This window comes from Pelagibacterium limicola (assembly GCF_015694405.1).
GTDB lineage: Bacteria > Pseudomonadota > Alphaproteobacteria > Rhizobiales > Devosiaceae > Pelagibacterium > Pelagibacterium limicola.
In genome coordinates this window covers 418,457-439,982 of the sequence record NZ_JADQDB010000003.1, presented here as the reverse complement: position 1 = coordinate 439,982, position 21,526 = coordinate 418,457, and the positions used below count along the sequence as shown (strand labels likewise).

Below are 21,526 nucleotides of genomic sequence, written 5' to 3'. Positions count from 1 at the left end.
CATCCATGCCGGCTTCACGCTGGACCCATTGCCTTGCGCAGATTTTAAAGCATGAGGGCGGCTATGCCGACCACCCGTCCGACCCCGGCGGGGCGACGAACATGGGCATCACCCACAAGACGCTCGCCCGCTGGCGCGGCATCGCGCCATGGTGGGCGCTCGACAAGTCCGAGGTGAAGGCGCTCGCGAAAACCGAAGCCGCGGCAATCTACAAGGCGCTCTATTGGGAGCGCGTAAAGGCTGGCGCACTGCCGCCGGGCCTCGATCTCGTGGTCTTCGATTTCGCCGTCAATTCCGGCCCGGACCGCGCGGTCAAAACGCTGCAGGCCTTGGTCGGCGTGACGCAGGACGGCTTTATCGGCCCCATCACCCTCGCCGCCATCGGCAAACGCGTGCCACGCACGCTTATCGAGGCGCTGTGCAGCCAGCGCATGAATTTCCTCCAGCGCCTTGCAACCTTCGCAACCTTCGGCCGCAGCTGGACCAGCCGTGTCGCCGATATCCGCGCAACGGCGCTCGCCGATGCCGCCGACGCCCCCCAATCCGATCAACCCAAGGGAATAAACGACATGAACATCCTCGACGGCTACAAAACCTACGCCATCGGCATCCTCATGCTGCTCGTCGGCGCCGCCCAACTCGCCGGGATCGCAATTCCCCTGTTTGGCGAATATTCCGGCACCCAACTCATCATGGAAGCGCTGGCAGTGATCTTCCTGCGCAAGGGCATCAAGAGCGAGGTGGGGCGGGCGTGACAAACGATCAGCACTAAGTGTTGCCAGTAGCTTTGCATCAGGCTTGCGTGCTTATTGGTTATCTGTAAAAAATATGTAGATTCGCTTTGGGGGGATTTTTATGGCGATTGAAGACCGAAAGGGGCTCTATTCGCAAATTGAAGCTTCGCGCGGTTCAAAAGTAATTCTTTATGCGACTAGCGATCGACCAAATATGGAGGCTCAGATTGCGAATGATGCCTTCGATTATTTTGTGCACCATCTCGATAAAATATGGCCCTCAACAAAGCTGACGCTCATATTGCATACTGCAGGCGGCGATAGCGCGGCCGCATGGCGGTTAATAAACCTCTTGCGGATATTTTGTGACGATCTTGAGGTCATTGTTCCAAATCGCGCGCATAGTGCCGGGACGTTGATCAGTTTGGGTGCTAATCGAGTTCTGATGACAAAGCAGGCTACGCTCGGGCCAATTGATCCTAGTCTTAGCGGCCCATTAGCTCCAGCTGTCCCCAACAATCCTCATCAACGCGTTCCAGTCAGCGTGGAGGCGGTTCAGGGTTTTATAGATTTGGCGCGAAATGAAATGGGTATCCGCGATGATCTGGCACTCGCTAATGTGTTGATCAATCTTTCTCAACAAGTTCATCCGCTTGTTTTGGGGCAAATATTCCGGAGCAGGAATCAGATTCGATCGCTTGCTGAGGGATTGCTCGATAACCACGGTATAAAGCCAGAAGACAAATCCAAGATCGTGGATTTTCTGTGCAGCGAATCCGGTAGCCATGATCGGACGATTAATCGTCGCGAGGCCCGTGAGCTTGGGCTTGTGATAGAGAATCCGTCGCAAGAACTTTACGAATTGGTAAACAAGGTGTACGAGAATATTGCTGAAGACATGCAACTTCGGTCAAAATTTGACCCCATGTCTCTGCTAAAGGGTGCAAATCAGGTAAATTTCTCTTGCCAAAGGGTGCTGATCGAGAGTGTGACTGGCGGCAGCACTCAGCGAGTTACCAATGGTGAAATTCGATTAGTGACCGCACAACAGTCACCCGGACCAGGGCTTCCGCCGATATCAGTTTCGGGGACAGAGGTTCGCGTCACCTATGAAGGGTGGGAGCAAAAATGAATCAGGATTACGTATCAGTGCCATTGAAGTCCAATGAGAGCACACTTCCCGTATACGGAGTTTCTGTGCCGCAGTTCGCATTTGCCAACATTAGCCTTTCAAGTACCAAATTTCATGAAGTGCGTATTGATGACAGTTCGGATTATGAATCTGTTCCAATGCGCTGGGTTGACACGGACGCATCCGAAACGTCTTGGGAATAGCGGTAAAATTGCTGGCCACGGCTTATTCTCGATGATGATGTTCGCGGTAGAGGTTGGCCGTGCTCGATCTCTTTGTTAATAGCGGCTTTGGAACCTAGCCTGCAGTTGGCCCCTAGTGTCGCAGTCAGCTGTTCATTTGCAGTTCAGCAAACTCGCGCTAATGATGGCGCATGAAAAAAGCGCTTCTTTCCAAATTGGTCTCGGCCGTATGCGTCGCAACGCTCGTTCTGCCTCTCGGGGCAGGGTCTGCCGTTGCGCAGGGTGCGTGCTGGGATAACACCAGAATTCAGGCCGCTGTTGCCAGTGGAGAAATCCGCCCGGTCGCCGATATTTTGGAGCGCGAGGGGATTCCTGCCGCCAATGTTACCGGCGCGGTAAAGGTTTGCGAGCAGGGCGGTGGGCTGGTTTACGTGCTCCCGGTGCTTGAAGCTTCCGGCGAAGCGCGTAATCTTACAGTGAGCGCGCAGTAATAATAAAATCAGCCGGGGCGGGGCAGATGCGGATACTGGTTGTCGAAGACGACGAAAATCTCAACAGGCAGCTGGTAACGGCGCTGACCGACGCAGGTTATGTGGTCGATAGCGCCACCGACGGCGAGGAAGGCCATTTCCTCGGCGATACTGAGCCCTACGATGCGGTGGTCCTCGATATCGGTCTGCCGCAGATGGATGGGCTTTCGGTGCTCGAAGCCTGGCGGCGCGAGGGGCGATCCATGCCCGTCCTGCTGCTGACGGCCCGCGATCGCTGGAGCGACAAGGTGCAGGGAATCGACGCTGGCGCCGACGACTATGTCGCCAAGCCCTTCCATATGGAAGAAGTGCTGGCGCGGCTTCGTGCGCTTGTTCGCCGTGCCGCTGGTCATGCCTCCAATGAAATCACCGCAGGCAATGTCCGGCTCGATGTGAAGGCGGGTCGCGTGACCGTTGACGGGCAGGCCATCAAGATGACCTCCCACGAATTCCGCCTGCTCTCTTATCTTATGCTCCACAAGGGCAAGGTCATCTCGCGCACCGAGCTGACCGAACATCTTTACGATCAGGATTTCGACCGCGATTCCAATACCATAGAAGTGTTCGTCGGTCGCCTGCGCAAGAAGCTGCCAGAGGAACTTATCCAGACGATCAGGGGCCTCGGCTACCAGATTCTGGCTGATTAATGCAGCGCGGCTCGATCGCATTCAGGCTGTTCTGGCTGTCAGCAGGCTGGCTGATCGTCACGCTCGTTGCGACCGCATTTTTGCTCACCGAGCTCTACTCGCAGGCGCTCGATCGTGACCTGTCCGAAAGCCTCGATTTTCACATCGCTTCGCTGGTTGGACAGACGCTTTCATCTGAATCGCCTGCATCCCCCGATCTGGCTCTTGCGGATGCGCGGTTCGCCCGGCCCACTTCGGGCTGGTACTGGCAGATCCGCAGCGAAACCGGCGCAATCCTCAACCTCTCTCCATCCCTTGTCGGCACCATATTGCCCGAACTCACTGGCGCGTTCGGCGCCGGCGGCGTGCGCAGGGGCGTCATCATGGACGCCTACGACCAGCGCCTGAGCGCCGCCGAGCGCCAGATTCTTCTTGCCGGCACCGGACGCATCTCGATCCTCGTCACGGGCAACCTTTCCGATCTCGAAAGCCAGGCGGCCGCGTTTCGCGGGCAGGCGATTATCGTCCTCGGCGTCGTCGCCCTGATCCTTGCCGCCATGAGCGCCATGCTGACCCGCTTTGCGCTTCGTCCCATCGAGCGGCTGCGCGAGGCGGTCGAGGCTGTCCGCGAAGGCGAGCGGCCTACCGTCGAGGGTGAGTTTCCGCAGGAGATTTCCCCGCTCGCCGACGAGGTCAACGAACTGCTGCGCTCCAACACCCAGATCATCGAACGGGCGCGCAACCAGGTCGGCAATCTCGCCCATGGGCTCAAGACCCCGCTCGCCGTGCTGCGCAACGAAGCCGATGCCGATACGTCCCTGCTGGGCCGGACGGTGATGACCGAGACGGAAAACATGTCGCGCATCGTCTCGACCTATCTCGACAAGGCCCGGCTGGCGGCGCGTTCAAGCGTCGTGGGCAAGCGCTCCGACACGGCAGCGGTGCTCGCGCGGCTGGGCCGCGTCATGGCCAAGATCAACAAGGCCTGCGATGTTGCGACCGTCGTGGACGAGGCCACCCCCTGGTTCCGGGGCGACGAGAGCGATCTCGAAGAGATGGTGGGCAACCTGCTCGACAATGGCTGCAAATGGGCAAGAACCTCGGTCCGTTTATCAGCCGGCCCCGACGGTGCCCGGCGGGTGCGGATCGTCATCGATGACGACGGACCGGGTCTTTCGCAGGAAGATGCCGAGAAAGTGTTGCGCCGCGGTGTCAGGTTGGACGAAAAAACGCCCGGAAGCGGCCTTGGGCTCGATATCGTCAAGGAACTTGTGGATGTGTATGGGGGTTCACTGACATTGACCCCGTCGGAAATGGGCGGACTTAAGGCGACCCTTTTGCTTCCCGCCGCCCGCAGCGGCACAAGGGCCTGAGGCAGTACGCAATTTCGCCGCATTGGGCGATGAGGAAGAAGCGAAACGGACGCGGCCGTGGAAAGGTAGCTGAAATGAAGATGCTGAAAGCAATCGCACTGGTGGTTCTGGCGTTCTCGGTGGCGGCGTGTAGCCGGACGACCGGGTATTCGACGACGCAGGCAAGTCTGCCGCCCGCCCCGACCATGCAAACCCTGCCTGAATTCGAAACGCCCCAGCCCACGCAGAGCGCGCCAATCCAGCAGGCGCGCCTCGACCCGGGCAGCTATTCCTATCTCGACGCCTCCGCCTTGCCTCAGCTCAACGCCACCCAGCGCAGCGCTGCCAACGACGCGCAGTTCTATGCGCTCCAGTTCGGCCGCCCCGGCGCTCCGCGCTCCTGGAGTGCCGCCGGCGCCAGCGGACAGGTCTCCGTTGGCCCCTATGTCCGCGTCAACAATCTCGATTGCCGCGAGTTCTCGCATCGCGTGACGGTAGGCGGGCAGACCTATACCAAATCCGGCACGGCCTGCCGCGAGGTCGATGGCGCCTGGGGCGTCGTCAGCGCCTGACCTCAGGCCTAAAGGAGTTGCAAGCGCCGGGCTCGTTCCCGGCGTTTGCTTTAGCGCATCCGGCACAAAGGTTTATTTACGTTCCGCGCATAAATTGCGAATCTGGAAAAGGCCCTTCTGTCCGTGGTAGTCCCCTATGCTGAAAGGCAAGCCCCGCGCCGGCGTTGCAAGAGAGACGCTGCCCCGGACTAGCGCCGGTGGAGCGCCGAAAAAGAACGCCGGAGAACCCCTCGGGCTCGAAGCGTTCAACATCGCCCTCGATCACGTGCTGGTCGATCCTCCCGTTCATCACCATCTCGGGGGTGCCGTCGACCGCGACCTGGCGAAGTCCATCTGGACATGGATCGCACGCGACATCGCTCATTCCGAAGTCGCACGGTTGGTCGATGCCATCGATTCCGGTGCCGAGCCGCGCACCGCCTTCCTTCTGATGATCCCCGAATTTCTCGAGCGCCTCAGGGAAAACGCCGCGCACGAGAAGGAGGACTACGAGGCCGAGCGCCGCAACACGCTGCAAATGGGCGGCGAGGATGCGCGCATGCGGCTGCCCTATCTCATCATGGCCATGCGCCGTCATGCCTTGCTCGAACAGGCGATCAATTTCGGCAAGGCCATCGGCAAGCTGCAGGACGAGGCAACCATTTCGGCCGCGCTGCAATCGATCAGTATTTCGAACCAGTTGACCCGCGCGCTCTGGATGCAGGCGATGGTGGGCCACATGGCCAATCCCAGCCGCGTGATGGCGGCGGTCACCAAGCTGTCGGGCGGCAATACCGAGGTTCACATTGCCAACGCCGGATACGCGCCGCTGGTCGAGGCGATCCTGAGCCACGCCCAGAACCAGATCGGCAAGCTCTCCGCGCATTCGGGCATGTTCGCGGACCACGATCTTGCCTGCAAGTCGATCGACCGCTTCCATCGGCTGATGCGGGCCATCAACTACAATCTCGAGATCGAACGCAAATCGCTCTGGGGCACCGTCATCACCAATCTGACCGCCCGTTTTTCCGAGCGCCTCGAGCGGCCGATGAAGGAAATCAGCCTGCACGTGACCCAGGCGCTCCGCCGCCCGCGTGACGGCGCCGACTCTCTCGATCCCGGCGATGTGTTGATGGCGCTCAACAGCCTGTATCTCCTGCTCACCATCCGCAAGAGCCGCGATTCGCTCGCGGTGAACGCCCTTCTGGACAAGGCCTGGAACGATACGGGCCAGGCGGTCGAGGTGCTGGTGACGCGGGCACTCGATCATTACCGCGCCAATCCGACCGACCCGGTGGCCCGCGAGCGCATCGATGCCGGGATCAAGATGGCCGAAATCCGCTACAACCCTGAATATGCCGAGGTCCTCCGCCGCGCCCGTGACGGCGCCGACCGCCGCATGGCGCAGGGGTGAGAAGCCTCACTCCCGCCTGCGCAACCGCGCGGGGATAGGGGTCGTCCCGTCCCGGACATAAACCACGTCGCCTTCCCCGAACGCGGTACGCGCCATGAGCGCCGTGCACGCCCCACGGCCGCCCGCAAGGATCACGCCGATTGCCGTGCGGGGATGGGCGTCGTCGGTGTTGACAAAGACAAGGCAGCCCGGCTCGAGGATACGATCCTGCTCGGGCCTGAGACTCCATTTCTCCTGACCGGCACCGAAACGGCCGACGAGATAGCGCGGCAATTGTCCGGCCTCGGGATCGGGACTGGCCGGCAGGTCGCCGCGCCGGAAGGCGCGCGGGACAATGCACCATTGCCGGCAATAGTCCGCGGCTTCACCAGTCGGCAATACACCGGCAGCGAGGGCGCCCGCGACGTCCGGCAATTCGGCCGCGCGCACATCTTCGGGACGCTCGGGTGGCTGGCGCACGAGGAAGGCCCGCAGTCCGCGCGGCGGGCGCGGCGCGAGCGCGGCCCGTCGCGATGGGCCGAACCACGCCGGGGGCGCGCGCCGTCCCCGCGCCGGACCGACGGTCATGGGGCCGTCAAGGCTCTCGTAAATGGGGTCGATCTGCGGATCGGCAATCGGGCGCGGATCGTCGCCCACCAGCCGCGCGACACCGACGGCTCCGCTCTCGATGCAGGCTGGCGTACCCAAAAACCCTGCAACTGCGCCTGCGAGCACGACAGGCCCGGCCGCGCCGGTGGGCACCAGTCGATGGCGTGCCGCGTCCCAGGCAAGCCCGCCGCCTGCCAACTGCCACAGCGCCAGCGCGGGCTGCCATCCGCCCGAAACGATCAGCGCATCCGCGCGCACCGGCTCTGCCTCGACGCCGCCGAACACGGGATCGGCCAGACGGACTTCGATGCTGCCGCGGTCGGACCCGGCCTTGGCGATCTGCGTGCCCCAGCCGAGCCGGAAGCCATAGGCCTTGCAGAACTCGATGAAACGGGTACGCGGATCGGGCCGCGGATCGCTGGCCCGGTGGACGGACTTGCCCGCTTCTGCGCCCAGGATGGCGATGCGGTAGCCTGCATTGGTGGCCGTGTGGAGATGGAAACTCTCGCCCGGCCATACCCCGTAGCGGCTTGCCAGCCGCCAGAGCGCCGCGGCGCCCATGACACCGGGCAGGCGATTGCCGGAATAGACCGGCATCCTTTCGTCGGTGCCGGTCGCCAGGACCGCATGGGAGAAGGTGACCGCGATGTGGTGCGCCTTGGGCAGCCCCGCCTGCCGCGTCACCCTGACCGCGCGCAGGCGGTTCTGGCCGAGATCGAACACCTCGGCGCCAACCAGAACCGAGATCGCCGGTTGGCGTTCGACCTCCTGGACCAGACCCGAAATGGCCTCGAGCGGAGGCGTTTCGCCGTCGGCCTTGCCGAAAAACACAGCCATCCCGCCAAGCACGGCTTCTCTTTCGAGCAGAACCACGCGAAATCCGCGTCGCGCGGCGGCCAGTGCGGCAGAAAGACCAGCCACGCCGCCGCCGACGACCGCAAAATCGGTCTCTATCGTTTCGTCGGATTCGGAATCGACCCAGCCGCCGGGGCGGCGCGGTGCACCGAGATCGTGGCCGAGACTGTACCCTCGCCGGGAAAACAGGGACTTGAGCGGCGCGGCAGCCGTGCGGAGGCCGACGGTGCGGTACTGTGCACCGTCCAGCGCCGGGCAAAGCGCCATGGGGATCTGGCCGCGCCCCCCTTCGACCGTAACGGGCGGCGCGGAAGCCGCGTCGAGCGCGACAGCGTGCCCGGACTGTGTGCCTGCGCTGAGAACGCCATTTGCAAGGAGAGCCGACAGAACCGTATCGCCTTCAAAGCCGTGAACCGTCTTGCCATCGACCGTGAAGACAACCGGGCGCGACCTGTCGATCAGCGGGGTCTCGAATTCGGTGGGCAGCGCGGCGCCCAGTCGATGGGGCTGGGTCATGCCGCTTCTCCGTCCCCGATGTCGGCGACGAGCGAGCCCGCCATGCTCCGGCCGGGCGTACGCAACCCGCACCACTCCGCCTCCAAACCATGCCCGAGGCCGCAGATATGCCGCGCAATGACCGGCGCCAATGCGATATCGAGCATCCCCAGCCCCACCGAGAGGTAAATCCGGCTCCCCTTGGGCATCCCGACGACCGGCCCGCCATCGTGGGTGCGCAATTGCCGGTAATGGCGGACCGCCGCCTGACGCGTATCCGCGGCCTCAGGCAGGCTGGCCGCCACCCGCGCATCGGCGAGCCCGTCGCCACTATCGGCATAAGCAAGCAACGTTCCATCCCGGCAGGGGCTCAGCAGCGTGCCGTCAGGCAGGCGCAGGTCCACATCCGTCAGGCCGTGGCCGCGTTCCGCAAGAAAGGCCGTGCGCGCGACGCCAAACCCGATGGCCTGGCAGAGGTTGGGGTCGAGATGCTCGAAAATCGCTTCGTCGTCGGCAAGGACGAGCTGGTCGATGTCGTCGCTGCCCAGCCGCGCCGCGCCGCTGCGGCGTATGGACAGGCTCGCCCTATCCTCGACCCATTCGAGCCCGATCCGCGATGCCCATTGACGGACATGCGCGAGGAACGGCGTGGGCGAGAGCCGCGTGACGTCACGCACCCGCAGCGAAAGCCCGTCTTCGCTGGAGGGTAGCCGCTCCACGGCCAGCCCTAGGCCCGCGCCCAGATGCCGGAAATGGCTCAGCGCCGTCGCGTGATAGGGCGTGGTCGCGTGGACGGTCAGGTCCGTCCGGTCGAAGGCTGCAGGGGCGACTTTGGCGATCCGCCGCATGATATCCGGCGCGTTGGCAGCGGCCAGTTGCAGGGTCTCGGGCCGGGTAAGGGGCGCGACCGAGAGCGAGGGTGGTGGTGGAACGCCATGAGGGGAGGGCGGGCCGGCAATGACGAACACCTTCCGGCCGTGATCGGCCGCCAGCAATCCAGCCAGAACGAAAGCAAACGGGGTCGAGCCTGCAACGGCAATGGTTTGCTGCGGTTCGCCCATGATCCAGCCAGTATTCCTCGAAATATCCGCACCATCCGCGCCTTTCGCGAACGGTGCGGCAAAGCGCGCCCCGGTTGGGCCTGCAAAGCGAACGATTTTTAGCCTATAGAAACATGATCGATCTGGTTTTCAAGGGTTTGGCTTGCACTTGCTCTGGTTATTCGCCGCTTTACTGACGCTCACCGTGCTCGCCGCGCTCTATTTCGCGATGCGCAGGCCAGTCATGGCCGAAGACGGAGATGCCCCGACGCGCGCATTCCTGCGCAGCCAGCTCGAGGGCATCGAGGAAGACCTGCGCATCGGGCGAATCTCGGACACCGAAGCGGTCGCCGCCCGCGCTGAACTTGCGCGCGAAGTCATGCGCTTCGAACGCGAAAAGAAGCACGAGGCAGCGAAGGGGTCCGTCCGCCTCCCCATGCTCGTGGCACTGCCCCTGGTTGCGCTCGTTGCTTTCGGGACCTACTTCGCCATCGGCCGGGCCGACCTCCCCGCCCAACCGCTCGCTGCGCGGGATTTCGCCGCCGACCAAACGCATGTCAGCATCGCCGAGGCGGTGGCGCAGGTCGAAGCGAGGCTGGTCGAGACGCCCAACGACGTCCGTGGATGGCGCGCGCTCGCCCCGGTCTACATGCAGATGGGCCGCTATCCCGAGGCGGCGAACGCCTTCCGGCGCATTCTCGCGCTCGATCCACCCGACGCCGAGACGGAAACCGATCTCGCCGAAGCCCTCATCATGGTCAATGACGGCATGGCCGACGACGACGTGATCGCCCTTTTGCGGTCTGCCGCCGATCGGGACCCGATGCACGTCCGTTCCCGCTTCTATCTCGCCGGTGAGCTGACCCGGCGCGAGGACTATGACGAGGCGGCGGCGCTGTGGCAGTATCTGCTCGATATTGCCGTCGGCACGGAACCCTGGGTCGCGACGGCCCGTTCCGGCCTCGCTGCAGCGCAGGCGGGGACGACGGGTGGCAGCCTCGCCGAGCCGACTCCCGACGCTACTCAAGAGGTTATGATCAGGGGCATGGTTGAGGGGTTGGCGGCGCGCCTGTATGACGAAGGCGGAAGCGCTGCGGAATGGATGCAGCTCGTCCGCTCGCGGCTGGTGATCGATGGCGCCGATGCGGCGCGCGACGATCTTCAGCGCGGCCTTGCCGAACTAGCGCCCGAGGATCGCATCGCGCTCGAAGCCTTCGCGCAGGAACTTGGATTATAAGGAGAACGCAAACGTGGCGTTGACCCGCAAGCAGAAGCGACTGTCCGTCATTGCCGGCCTCGGCGTGGTCCTCGCGCTCGCCGCTACGCTGATCTTTACCGCGCTGCGCGACCAGATCGTTTTCTTTTATTCGCCGAGCGAGATCGCCGAGAGAGGCATCGAACCGGGCCTGCCGATCCGGATCGGCGGCCTCGTGCTCGAGGGAAGCTGGCAGCAGGACGGCGAGGCGAACGTCTTTGTCGTCCATGATGGCGAGACCCAGATGACCGCGCGCTATTCGGGCATCCTTCCCGATCTCTTCCGGGAAGGGCAGGGGGTTGTCGCCGAAGGCGCCGTGCAGGGCGACGGAACCTTCCTTGCCAGCAGCGTCCTTGCCCGCCACGACGAAAACTACATGCCCCGCGAAGTCGCCGACACCCTGCGCCAGCAGGGCGTCTGGCAGGGGGACGAGGAGTGACCGTGGGTATCCTTGACATTGCAGCCCCCTCATCCGTCTCGCCCTTTGGGCGATCCACCTTCTCCCAAGAGGGGATGGGGGTGAGAGGGTGCGATGCTGGCCAACATGACCGGGCGTTACGCGCATGATTATCGAACTCGGCCACTTTGCCTTTGTCCTCGCCTTCGCGCTGGCGCTCGCGCAGACGGTGGCGGGTTTTGCATTCTGGCAGCGAGGCGGCGCCGCGTCGCATTTCGTGCAGCAGGCGGCGATCATGCAGTTCGTGCTCGTCGGCCTGGCCTTTGCCGCGCTGGTGCAGGCCTTCATGGTGTCCGATTTCTCGGTGCGGCTGGTTTACGAGCATTCGCACTCGATCCAGCCCACACTCTACAAATTCACCAGCGTCTGGGGAAACCACGAAGGCTCGATGCTGCTCTTTGTGTTGACGCTCGCGCTGTTCGGGGCGGGCCTCGCGGCTTTCTCGCGCAACCTCCCCGACGATCTGCGCACGCTGGTGCTTTCGACGCAGGGTCTGATGGTTGCGGCCTTTTCGGCCTTCGTGCTGTTTACCTCGAATCCCTTCTGGCGCGCCGACCCCGCCCCCATGGACGGCACCGAGCTCAATCCGATCCTTCAGGATATCGGCCTCGCGATCCATCCCCCGCTGCTCTATCTGGGGTATGTGGGCTTCTCGATCTGCTTTTCCTTTGCGGTGGCCGCGCTCATCTCCGGGCGCATCGACGCGGCCTGGGCGCGCTGGGTGCGGCCCTGGACCCTGGCCAGTTGGGCCTTTCTCACCCTCGGCATCGCGATGGGGTCGTACTGGGCCTATTATGAACTGGGCTGGGGCGGCTGGTGGTTCTGGGATCCGGTGGAAAATGCGAGCTTCATGCCCTGGCTGGCAGGCACCGCCATGCTGCACTCGGCAATCGTCATGGAGAAACGCAATGCGTTGAAGATCTGGACGGTCTTTCTCGCCATCATCACCTTCTCGCTGTCCCTGCTCGGCACCTTTCTTGTTCGCTCGGGCATCCTCACTTCGGTCCACTCCTTTGCGTCGGACCCCACGCGGGGCACAGTCATCCTCGCCATGCTGGCCGCTTTCGTCGGCGGCGCGTTCCTGCTGTTCGCCCTGCGCGCCTCCGCCTTGCGCTCGGGCGGCCTCTTTGCCCCCATCAGCCGGGAAGGGGCGCTGATCCTCAACAACCTGTTCCTTTCCGCCGCCACGGCCGGGGTGCTGGTCGGCACGCTCTATCCCCTGGTGCTCGAGGCGCTGACCGGCGCGCGAATCACCGTCGGCGCGCCGTTCTTCGACGTGACCTTCGGCGCGCTCATGGTGCCGCTGCTGCTGCTCATCCCGTTCGGGCCGTTCCTGGCCTGGAAGCGCAGTGACCTCGTCGCGGTCACCCAGCGCCTGATAGGCGCCATTGTCGCGACGCTGGTCGTCACCATCATCGTCTTTGCCCTTATGGGCTTCCCCGTTTCCCTCGCGCCGATCGGGCTGGGCATCGGTTTCTGGGTGATGTTCGGAGCCATTGCCGAAATCGCCGACAAGGGGGCCATCGGCCGCGCGAGCCTCGCCCAGAACTGGTCGCGCCTAAAGGGGCTGCCACGTTCGGTGTGGTCGACGGCCATTGCCCATTTCGGCGTCGGGGTCACCGTCATCGGCATCGTCTGCGCCACGGCGTTCCAGACCGAGATCGTCACCTCCATGCGGCAGGGCGAGAGCGTGGAGATCGCAGGCTATACCGTTCATTACGATGGCGAACGTCTGGTGGAAGGCCCCAACTACATGGCCGAACAGGGCGCATTCCGCGTCACGACGCCATGGAACACGACACGGGGGATCACATCGGAGCGCCGCGTCTATGCCGTGAGCCGCATGCCGACCACCGAGGCGGGCATTAACACCTACGGTTTCACCCAGATGTATATTCAGTTCGGCGAACGCTTCGGCGCCGAAGGCCGCGTGGTGCGGCTTTGGTACAAGCCCTATGTGCTGCTGATCTGGCTCGGCTCGCTGATCATGGCCGGTGCCGGGTTCCTGTCGTTGACCGACCGCCGCATGCGGATCGGCGCGCCGCAATCGGCACGCCGCAAGCAGTCGGAGCCGGCGCAATGATCCGCCGTTTCCTCGTCCTGCTCGTTGCGGTGGTTCTGCTTGCGCCGGTGAACGGCTTTGCCGTCCAGCCCGACGAGGTTCTGGACGACCCGCTTCTTGAAACCCGCGCCCGGGCCATCTCGCACAATCTGCGCTGCCTCGTCTGCCAAAACCAGTCCATCGACGATTCGGACGCCGAACTGGCGCGCGACCTGCGCCTGCTTGTGCGCGAACGTCTGGTGGCGGGGGACAGCGACACCGACGTCATCAATTATATCGTTGCGCGGTACGGCGAGTTTGTCCTGCTCAGGCCGGTCTTCGCGCTGCACACGGTCCTGCTCTGGATTGCCGCGCCGGTCTTCCTGTTGATCGGCCTCGTTGTCGTCATCCTGGGTGCGCGCCGCAAACGTGCCACCGCTGCTGCCGCGTCCGACCCCAAACTCACCGCCGAAGAGCGCAAGGCCCTCGAGCGGCTGGCCAAGGATTGAGCTTTCGGGCATCGCGATAGGTCGGTTATCACCGATGGCTTGGGTGCCGATACTGGGGCTCAAGAGCCGGGATTATTCCCGGAATCCAGTGCGATACCGCCAGAATCCCGGGCTTCGGTGTTTCTATGCTAACCCGACGCAATCCGGGCAACCGGGGCATCGCACATCGGCAATTGCGATGGGTAGGGTTTCAGGGATATGGCCCGGAGCCGGTTCTTGCCCCAAGGTCTGCCCATGCCCTTCGATCTCGCCAGCTTCCTGCCGCCTGAAGTGACGCCGCTGGTCGCCGTCGCGCTGCTGGTCTTCAGTTTTTTCACGTCCGCGCTCACGGCGGCGTTCGGGCTGGGCGGCGGCATTGTCATGCTGGCGGGGCTTGGGCTGGTCTTCCCGCCCGCTACGCTGCTCCCGGTTCACGGACTCGTGCAGCTCGGCTCCAATGCCGGCCGTGCGGTGGTCCTGCGGCGATACCTTCATTGGCAGACGATCATATGGTTTGGCCTCGGCGCGATACCCGGCGCCTTGATCGGCGCCCAGATTGCGCTGGCGCTCCCCGAAGCGCTGTTCATGGTCCTCATCGCCGCCTTCGTGCTCTACAGCACCTGGGGTCCACAGCCCGAGGTGACCGCCAAAGGCCCGGCCGCCAATTTCCTTGGCGGCGCCATCATATCCGGGCTCGGAATGCTCGTCGGGGCGATAGGCCTGCTGGTCGCCAATTTCATCAAATGGCTGCCCGATCGCCGCGCGATCATCGGAACCCAGGCCGCCGTGGTGACGTTGTCCAACGGCTTGAAGGTTGCTGCCTTTGCCATGTTGGGTTTTGCCCTCGGGACCTATCTGCCGCTGGTTGCGGCGATGATCGGTACTGGGCTGTTGGGAACTCTTGCCGGTTCCCGACTGCTCGAACAAATGCCGGAAACCGGGTTCCGCCTGGGCTTCAGGATCGTCCTGACCCTCGTCTCGCTCGAATTGATACGCTCTGCGATCTGGTAAACCGCCCCAATTCGGACGCGTCCATTACCAAGATTTAATATTGGCGAAACTGTGCGGAAAGGCGAAAGACCCTATCTAAGCGTCATGCGAATGTTAGCCTTGAACGAAAGGACCAAAACCGACATGCGCTCTATCCTCTCGACACCCGCCCGCACGCTGATTGCGGCATCCTCCCTTGCCGTGCTCGTCGCAACCGGTGCGGTCGCCACCAACGTCATACCCATGCAACCCGCGCAGGCCCAGGTCAGCGTCCCCGCGACCGAGCCGTCCGCCGGATTCGCCGATCTGGTCGAAGCCGTCAGCCCCGCTGTGGTTTCGATCCGCGTCCGCGGTGAAGTTGCCCAGCAGCAGTTCACCCGCCGCGGCCCCAATTTCGAGTTCCGCTTCCCCGACCTCCCGGAGGACCATCCGCTGCGCCGCTTCTTCGACCAGTTCGAGGAGCCGTTCGGCATGCCTCACGAAAACCGCCCCAACCGCCCGCGCCAGTTCATGCAGGCCGTGGGATCGGGCTTCATCATTTCCGCGGACGGGCTCATCGTCACCAACAACCACGTCGTCCAGGACGCAACGGAAGTAACCGTCCTGCTCAATGACGATACCGAACTTGCCGTCGATATCGTGGGCACCGACCCGCGCACCGACCTTGCCCTCCTCAAGGTCCGCGAAGAACGCAGCGACCTGCCCTATGTCGAGTTTGCCGAAAGCGAAGCGCGCGTGGGCGATTGGGTTGTAGCCGTGGGCAATCCCTTCGGTCTCGGCGGAACGGTGACCGCAGGTATCGTTTCGGCGCGCGGCCGCGACATCCACGCCTCCGCCTATGACGACTTCATCCAGATCGACGCCGCCATCAACCGCGGCAACTCCGGCGGCCCGTCCTTTAACATCGAGGGCAAGGTGATCGGCGTCAACACGGCGATCTACTCGCCGTCCGGCGGCAACGTGGGCATCGCCTTCGCCATCCCCACCTCGGTTGTGCGCGACGTGATCGACCAACTCCAGTCCGAGGGCGTCGTGACCCGCGGCTTCCTTGGTGTCTCCCTGCAGGATCTCAATGACGACCTTGCCGAAGGTCTGGGCCTTACCAACACCAATGGTGCCCTTGTCACCGAACCCATCGAAGGTGCGCCGGCCGGCGCTGCCGGCGTGCGTTCGGGCGACGTGGTCGTTTCGGTGGACGGGCAGGGCGTGCGCTCGAGCCGCGAGCTCTCGCGTATCATCTCCCAGCGCTCGCCCGGTACGACTGTCAATCTCGGCATCATCAGGGGCGGACAGGAGATCGAGATTGCCGTAAGGCTCGACCGCCTGCCCGAGGACGAGGAGGCCGGTCCGGTCCCGCCCGCGCCCATCGAGGAGCCGGAACCCGAAGCCTCCGAGACCACGATTGGCGTCATCATCGCGCCCAATCCCGGCGGTGACGGCGTGCTGATCGAAGGCGTCGAGCGCGACTCCATCGCCGCCACCCGCGGCCTGGGCGCAGGTGACGTGATCCAGGAAGTCGATGGCCAGGCAGTCTCTTCGGTCGCCGAGTTCAATGCGGCAATCGAAGCCGTTCGCGAAAGCGGGCGTACTGCGGTGCCGCTCAAGGTGGCCCGCGAGGGCGTGGTGCGGTTCATCGGCATCCCGCTCGACCAGTAAGCAACGATCCGGCCCCGCCTCGGCGGGGCCGGAACCATGGGGGACCGGCGTGAAGATCCTGCTGATCGAGGATGACAGGGAAGCGGCGAGCTATCTCATGCAGGCACTCGACGAGTGCGGGCACAACACACATCATGCCGCCGACGGCGAAACCGGCTATGCCATGGCCTCGGGCATGAGCTACGACGTCCTGATCGTCGACCGCATGTTGCCGCGCCGCGACGGCCTCTCCATCATCGAGTCGCTGCGCGCCGAAAGCGACCAGACCCCCGCGCTCATCCTCTCGGCCCTGGGGGAAGTGGACGACCGCGTGCAGGGGCTGCGGGCAGGCGGCGACGATTATCTCGTCAAGCCCTACGCCTTTTCCGAACTCCTTGCCCGCATCGAAGTCCTCGCCCGCCGCTCGTCGCCCTCCGAGGCGCAGACGCAGTACCAGGTCGGCGACCTGACCCTCGACAGGCTTTCGCGCAAGGTCGAACGCGCCGGCGAAGCGATCGTGCTCCAGCCCCGCGAATTCCGCCTCCTCGAATACCTGATGAAGAACGCGGGGCGCGTCGTCACCCGCACCATGCTGCTCGAAAATGTCTGGGACTATCACTTCGACCCCCAGACCAATGTCATCGACGTCCACATGTCCCGCCTGCGCGCCAAGGTGGACAAAGGACATGCCAAGCAACTGCTGCAGACGGTCCGCGGCGCGGGATACATGATCCGTGACTGACCGGGATGCTCGCCGCGATCCTGCCGCGGAAGCGGTGCCCGCAGCGGGGAGTCGACTCATGACTATCCCACATGCCGCTTCCACTGCCGGCAGCCTCTGGCGCACGACGACCGTGCGTCTCACGGCCCTCTTCATCACCTTTTTCGTCGGCTTCGCCATCGTCCTCCTGGGGTTCCTGGCCTACCAGACCTCGGTGCAGATCCAGCGCCAGCAGATTGGCGCGATAGAGCGCGAGGTCACCCAGATCCGGCTGCTCTCCCAGCAGGCCAACATGCGGACCATCGTCTTCGCCATCCAGCGATTGGCCGACCGGCCGGGGCCGGGCATCTACTATCTGGGCGATCCGACGGGTGCCATGCTCGCCGGCAACGTCACCGACCTTCCCCCCGCGGTGCTCGTCGAACCGGGCCGTTACGAACTCAACTATGAGCGCGGGCTGGAAATCTACGGCGAGCCCGACGAACTCCCGATGACCGTGGGTACCGCCATAGTCGAATCGCTGACGCTCCCCAACGGGCTCGTGCTCGTCGTCGGGCGCGATGTGGGGGAACGCCGCAGTTTTACGGGCATCGCGTTTACGACGTTCCTCTGGGGCTCGGTCGCCATCGTGTTGCTCTCGGTCGTCGCGGGAGGGGTGACCGCGCGCTACGTGCTTCGCCGGATCGACGGCATCACCGGCACCTCGCGCAAGATCATGTCCGGCGACCTCTCCGAGCGCATTCCGGTGACTGGCCGGAATGACGAATTCGATTCCATGGCCACACACCTCAACCTGATGCTCGACCGGATCGAGCAGCTGATGACAGGGCTCAAGGAAGTGACCGACAACGTCGCGCACGATCTCAAGACCCCGTTGACCAGGCTGCGCAACAGGGCCGAGGTGGCGCTGCGGGAGAACGCCAGCCCCGAGGCCCAGCGCCTCGCGCTTGAAACGACGATTGCCGAAAGCGACCAGCTCATCCGCACCTTCAACGCGCTGCTGCTCATCGCCCGCGCGGAGGCCGGTACGCCGACCGGCGCGCTGTCGGAGACCGACATCAGCGAGGTCGTAGCCGACGTCGCCGAGCTCTATGCCCCGGTCGCCGAAGACGCAGGGATTACGCTCACAGCGGACGTGGCCCCGGCGATCACCATGCGGGCCAACCGCGAGCTCATTGGCCAAGCCCTTGTGAACCTTGTCGAAAACGCCATAAAGTATGGTGCTGAAAGCGAGGGCGGCGGTGGCACCGTGACCCTTTCGGCAAAGCGGGAGGCTGGAGACATTGTCATTGAAGTTGCCGATACCGGCCCGGGCATTCCGCCAGCCGACCGCCAGCGCGTCTTCGAGCGTTTCGCGCGGCTCGAATCCAGCCGCACCGAACCCGGTGCCGGGCTTGGGCTTTCACTGGTCTCGGCAGTCGTTCGCCTCCATGGCGGGACGGTACATTTCGAGGACAACGCGCCCGGTGCGAAAGCCGTTATCCGGTTTGCGGCACGGTAAAGCCGATCTGTTCGTGACGAAAACCGGGAACATGCTATGAATTTGGCTGCTCTCCTTCAGCCGCTCCCGGGCGGCGACGCCCATTCGGCTGCCCTCGATGACATCATCGCCGCCGCCCCTTCGGCAGAACCGATCCGCAGCGCCGCCGCGACGCTCGGTCCGATTTTTGAAACCGCGCCCTATCTCCGCGATCTCGCGCTCCGTCACGCGGAATGGTTCGGCGCGGCCCTTGCTGCAGATCCCAAAGAAACCATGGCTGCCACCCTCGCCGATATGCGCGCCGCTGGCACCGAATGCGCAGACGAGCCCGCGCTCATGGCCCGGCTGCGCATCGGCAAGGCACGCGGCGCGCTGCTTTCGGCGGTGACCGAGATCGGCAAGGTGTGGACCGCGCGCGAGACCACCCGCGCCATGTCCGACATTGCCGATGCGGCCATCGGCGCGGCGCTCGATTTTCTCATGCGCGAGGCGGCGGCGCGGGGCGACCTTGCCATGCCCGCCGAACGCGCTTCGGCAGAGTCCTCAGGCCTTACCGTCTTTGCGCTCGGCAAGCACGGCGGGCGCGAACTCAACTATTCGTCAGACATCGACATCGTTGTCTTTTACGATCCGCTTCTCGCCGTGCTGCCCGAGGGCGCGGACCACAACAAGTTCTATGTCCGCATCGTAAGGCGGCTGGTGGCGATACTTCAGGAGCGGACCGTGGACGGTTACGTCTTCCGCACCGATATCCGGCTGCGCCCCGACCCCGGCTCGACGCCCGTCGCCATCTCCATCGATGCCGCATTGAGCTATTATGAAAGCCGCGGGCAGAACTGGGAGCGCGCGGCCTGGATCAAGGCCCGAGCCTGCGCGGGCGATATCGGGGCAGGCGAACAGTTTTTGAAGGAGCTCGCGCCCTTTATCTGGCGCAAGCATCTCGACTTTGCGACGATTGCCGACATCCAGGCCATGAAGCGGCAGATCAACGTGCACCGCAATGTCGGCGGCATGCGCGTGGCGGGCCACAACGTCAAGCTCGGACGCGGCGGCATCCGGGAGATCGAATTTTTCGTCCAGACCCAGCAACTGATCGCTGGGGGGCGCGACCCACACCTGCGGGTAAGGCCCACGGTCGATGCGTTGCAGGCGCTCGTCGAAGGCCGCTGGATCGATGGCACCACGGCGCGCGCGCTGGCCGAGAGCTACTGGTTCCTGCGCGCGGCGGAAAACCGCCTGCAGATGCTGCGCGACGAACAGACCCACACCCTTCCTGAAACCCCCGAGGCCATCGGCGAGATCGCCCACCTGATGGGCTACGAGGACGCCGATGCGTTCGAGAGCGACTACCGTGCGACCCTTGTGCGCGTAGCCGACGACTATGCGGGCCTCTTCTCGGAAGGGGAGTCCCTTGCCGGGGAATTGGGGAACCTCGTCTTCACCGGTTCGGACGACGACCCGGGAACGCTCGAGACGCTGGCGGGCCTCGGCTTTTCCGATCCGGCTGCCGTTTCCGCCACCATCCGCAAATGGCACTATGGCGGCTATGCGGCGACCCGCGCGGCCAAGGCCCGCGAGCATCTGACCGAACTGATGCCCGCGCTTTTGCGCTCGATTGCCGAAACGGGCAATGCCGACGGGGCTTTCACCCGCTTTGACAATTTCCTTTCCCGCCTGCCTGCGGGGGTTCAGCTCTTCGCGCTTTTGCGTACGCATGAAGATCTCCGCAGCCTGCTCATCGATTTCATGGCCTCGGCGCCCCGGCTGGCCGAAGCGGTCATCCATCGCGCCCATGTCGTCGACGGGCTGATCGATCCGGCCTTTGCCGGGGAGGTCGGCGTCCACGAGCGGCTCGTCGCCAGTGTCGACGCCTTCCTGGCCGATGCGCGCAGCTATGAGGATCTCATCGACCGGGCGCGCATCGTGGGTTCGGAACAGAAATTTCTTCTCGCCGCCGGGCTTGTCGGCGGCGCGCTGAGCGCCGAGCAGGCGGGCCGCCAGTTCACGGCCCTAGCCGAAACGTTGATGGCGCGGCTTTTTTCCTCGGTCCGCGAAGCCTTCGCTGCACGGCACGGCATCATTCCTGGCGCACAGGTCGGCGTTCTCGGCTTCGGCAAGATGGCCAGCCGCGAAATGACCGCGACATCGGATCTCGACTTCATCCTGCTTTACGACGTGCCCGAAGGCTCGACGGGTTCGGATGGCGAACGCCTGTTGGACCCTACGACCTATTTCACGCGGCTGACGCAGCGGTTCCTTGCCGCGCTTTCCGCGCCCACGGCGGAAGGCGTGCTCTACGAGGTGGACATGCGCCTGCGCCCATCGGGCAATGCCGGCCCGCTTGCCACCAGCCTGAAACGCTTCCGCGCCTACCAGCGCGAGGAAGCCTGGACATGGGAGCACCTAGCCCTTACCCGCGCCCGCGTGACGCTGGCCGATGAGGGGCTGACCGAGGCCATCGCGGCGGAAATCGAAATGGTGATGGACCTGCCGCGCGACCGGGAAAAGATCATCGCGGACGTGCTCGAAATGCGGGCCCTGATGGCCCGCGAACGTCCCCCACGGCACACCTTCGACCTCAAGTTGCACGACGGCGGCCTCGTCGATCTCGAATTCATCGCCCAGACCGCGCAGCTGCTGAATGGCTCGACAATCGACGCCCCGCAGGCCCCGCCCGCCCGCGTCCTGTTCCGTCTGGCGGAAACCGGCCTCCTGCCGCAAGGCGAGCGGCTGGCCGAAATCCATGGCGTCTATTCCTCCATCCTCGAGCTGATGAGCGCGTGTCTCCTCGACCCGCTCAAGGATGAAGGCTGGACCAACGCGTTCCGCGACCTCCTTGCGCGGCGCACGCACTATCCGTCATTTGCGTTGCTGGAAACCGACATCGAGGCGATGCGTAAGGAGGTGAGCGCGGCGGCGGCGGCGTTTTACGGCAAGATGCGGGCCAGCCCCTCCTGACG

Annotated in this window: 18 protein-coding genes; 16 read left to right on the top strand and 2 right to left on the bottom strand. The window is 64.0% G+C overall.

The genetic code is table 11. The features are described from left to right. Window positions 1-5: 5 nt before the first annotated feature. The 7 genes from I2G20_RS08240 to I2G20_RS08210 all read left to right on the top strand — a co-directional run bounded on the left by I2G20_RS08240 (window position 6) and on the right by I2G20_RS08210 (window position 6,521). Window positions 6-755, top strand: a complete 750-nt coding sequence (locus tag I2G20_RS08240) for a glycoside hydrolase family 108 protein (protein ID WP_196259207.1) — start codon at window positions 6-8, stop codon at window positions 753-755. A 100-nt stretch (window positions 756-855) separates the two neighbouring features. Next, window positions 856-1,866 (top strand): SDH family Clp fold serine proteinase, encoded by a 1,011-nt coding sequence (locus tag I2G20_RS08235; RefSeq protein WP_196259206.1) that lies wholly within the window; start codon window positions 856-858, stop codon window positions 1,864-1,866. 373 nt (window positions 1,867-2,239) lie between these two features. Next, entirely contained in the window at window positions 2,240-2,539 is a 300-nt protein-coding gene (locus tag I2G20_RS08230; protein WP_207747573.1) for a hypothetical protein, read from the top strand. 26 nt (window positions 2,540-2,565) lie between these two features. Further along, entirely contained in the window at window positions 2,566-3,225 is a 660-nt protein-coding gene (locus I2G20_RS08225; protein WP_196259205.1) for a response regulator transcription factor, read from the top strand. Beyond that, window positions 3,225-4,577, top strand: a complete 1,353-nt coding sequence (locus tag I2G20_RS08220; protein WP_196259204.1) for a sensor histidine kinase — start codon at window positions 3,225-3,227, stop codon at window positions 4,575-4,577. Before I2G20_RS08225 ends, I2G20_RS08220 begins: the two co-directional genes overlap by 1 nt. A 74-nt stretch (window positions 4,578-4,651) precedes the next feature. Beyond that, window positions 4,652-5,128, top strand: coding sequence for a hypothetical protein (locus I2G20_RS08215; RefSeq protein ID WP_196259203.1), 477 nt, complete (start codon window positions 4,652-4,654; stop codon window positions 5,126-5,128). 136 nt (window positions 5,129-5,264) lie between these two features. Next, entirely contained in the window at window positions 5,265-6,521 is a 1,257-nt protein-coding gene (locus I2G20_RS08210; RefSeq protein ID WP_196259202.1) for a hypothetical protein, read from the top strand. Between the two features lie 6 nt (window positions 6,522-6,527). On the opposite strand, the gene I2G20_RS08205 is transcribed toward I2G20_RS08210, so the two are convergent. Beyond that, a complete protein-coding gene (locus I2G20_RS08205; protein ID WP_196259201.1) occupies window positions 6,528-8,480 on the bottom strand; it encodes an FAD-dependent oxidoreductase in 1,953 nt (650 codons plus the stop codon). After that, window positions 8,477-9,520 carry a hypothetical protein gene (locus tag I2G20_RS08200; RefSeq protein WP_196259200.1) on the bottom strand — a complete coding sequence of 348 codons (1,044 nt, stop codon included), beginning with the start codon at window positions 9,518-9,520 and terminating at the stop codon, window positions 8,477-8,479. The genes I2G20_RS08205 and I2G20_RS08200 overlap by 4 nt, the downstream gene beginning before the upstream one ends. Window positions 9,521-9,668: 148 nt before the next feature. On the opposite strand from I2G20_RS08200, the gene ccmI reads away from it, so the two are divergent. The 9 genes from ccmI to I2G20_RS08155 all read left to right on the top strand — a co-directional run bounded on the left by ccmI (window position 9,669) and on the right by I2G20_RS08155 (window position 21,524). Then, a complete protein-coding gene (gene ccmI, locus I2G20_RS08195; RefSeq protein ID WP_246472935.1) occupies window positions 9,669-10,736 on the top strand; it encodes a c-type cytochrome biogenesis protein CcmI in 1,068 nt (355 codons plus the stop codon). Between the two features lie 19 nt (window positions 10,737-10,755). Next, the gene (ccmE, locus tag I2G20_RS08190) at window positions 10,756-11,193 is read left to right on the top strand and encodes a cytochrome c maturation protein CcmE (RefSeq protein WP_196259348.1); all 438 of its coding nucleotides are present in this window, start codon (window positions 10,756-10,758) and stop codon (window positions 11,191-11,193) included. Between the two features lie 124 nt (window positions 11,194-11,317). Further along, the gene (locus I2G20_RS08185; RefSeq protein WP_196259199.1) at window positions 11,318-13,294 is read left to right on the top strand and encodes a heme lyase CcmF/NrfE family subunit; all 1,977 of its coding nucleotides are present in this window, start codon (window positions 11,318-11,320) and stop codon (window positions 13,292-13,294) included. Then, window positions 13,291-13,761 (top strand): cytochrome c-type biogenesis protein, encoded by a 471-nt coding sequence (locus I2G20_RS08180; protein ID WP_196259198.1) that lies wholly within the window; start codon window positions 13,291-13,293, stop codon window positions 13,759-13,761. The genes I2G20_RS08185 and I2G20_RS08180 overlap by 4 nt, the downstream gene beginning before the upstream one ends. Window positions 13,762-13,977: 216 nt before the next feature. Then, window positions 13,978-14,751, top strand: a complete 774-nt coding sequence (locus I2G20_RS08175) for a sulfite exporter TauE/SafE family protein (RefSeq protein WP_246472933.1) — start codon at window positions 13,978-13,980, stop codon at window positions 14,749-14,751. Between the two features lie 123 nt (window positions 14,752-14,874). Continuing rightward, window positions 14,875-16,386: a Do family serine endopeptidase gene (locus I2G20_RS08170; RefSeq protein WP_196259197.1), complete on the top strand. Its 1,512-nt coding sequence runs from the start codon at window positions 14,875-14,877 to the stop codon at window positions 16,384-16,386. Window positions 16,387-16,435: 49 nt separating this feature from the next. Next, window positions 16,436-17,107 (top strand): winged helix-turn-helix domain-containing protein, encoded by a 672-nt coding sequence (locus tag I2G20_RS08165; protein WP_196259196.1) that lies wholly within the window; start codon window positions 16,436-16,438, stop codon window positions 17,105-17,107. Window positions 17,108-17,165: 58 nt separating this feature from the next. Continuing rightward, on the top strand, window positions 17,166-18,587 hold the full coding sequence (locus I2G20_RS08160; protein WP_196259195.1) for a sensor histidine kinase: 1,422 nt from the start codon (window positions 17,166-17,168) through the stop codon (window positions 18,585-18,587). Between the two features lie 36 nt (window positions 18,588-18,623). Continuing rightward, entirely contained in the window at window positions 18,624-21,524 is a 2,901-nt protein-coding gene (locus I2G20_RS08155) for a bifunctional [glutamine synthetase] adenylyltransferase/[glutamine synthetase]-adenylyl-L-tyrosine phosphorylase (protein ID WP_196259194.1), read from the top strand. Window positions 21,525-21,526: the final 2 nt, after the last annotated feature.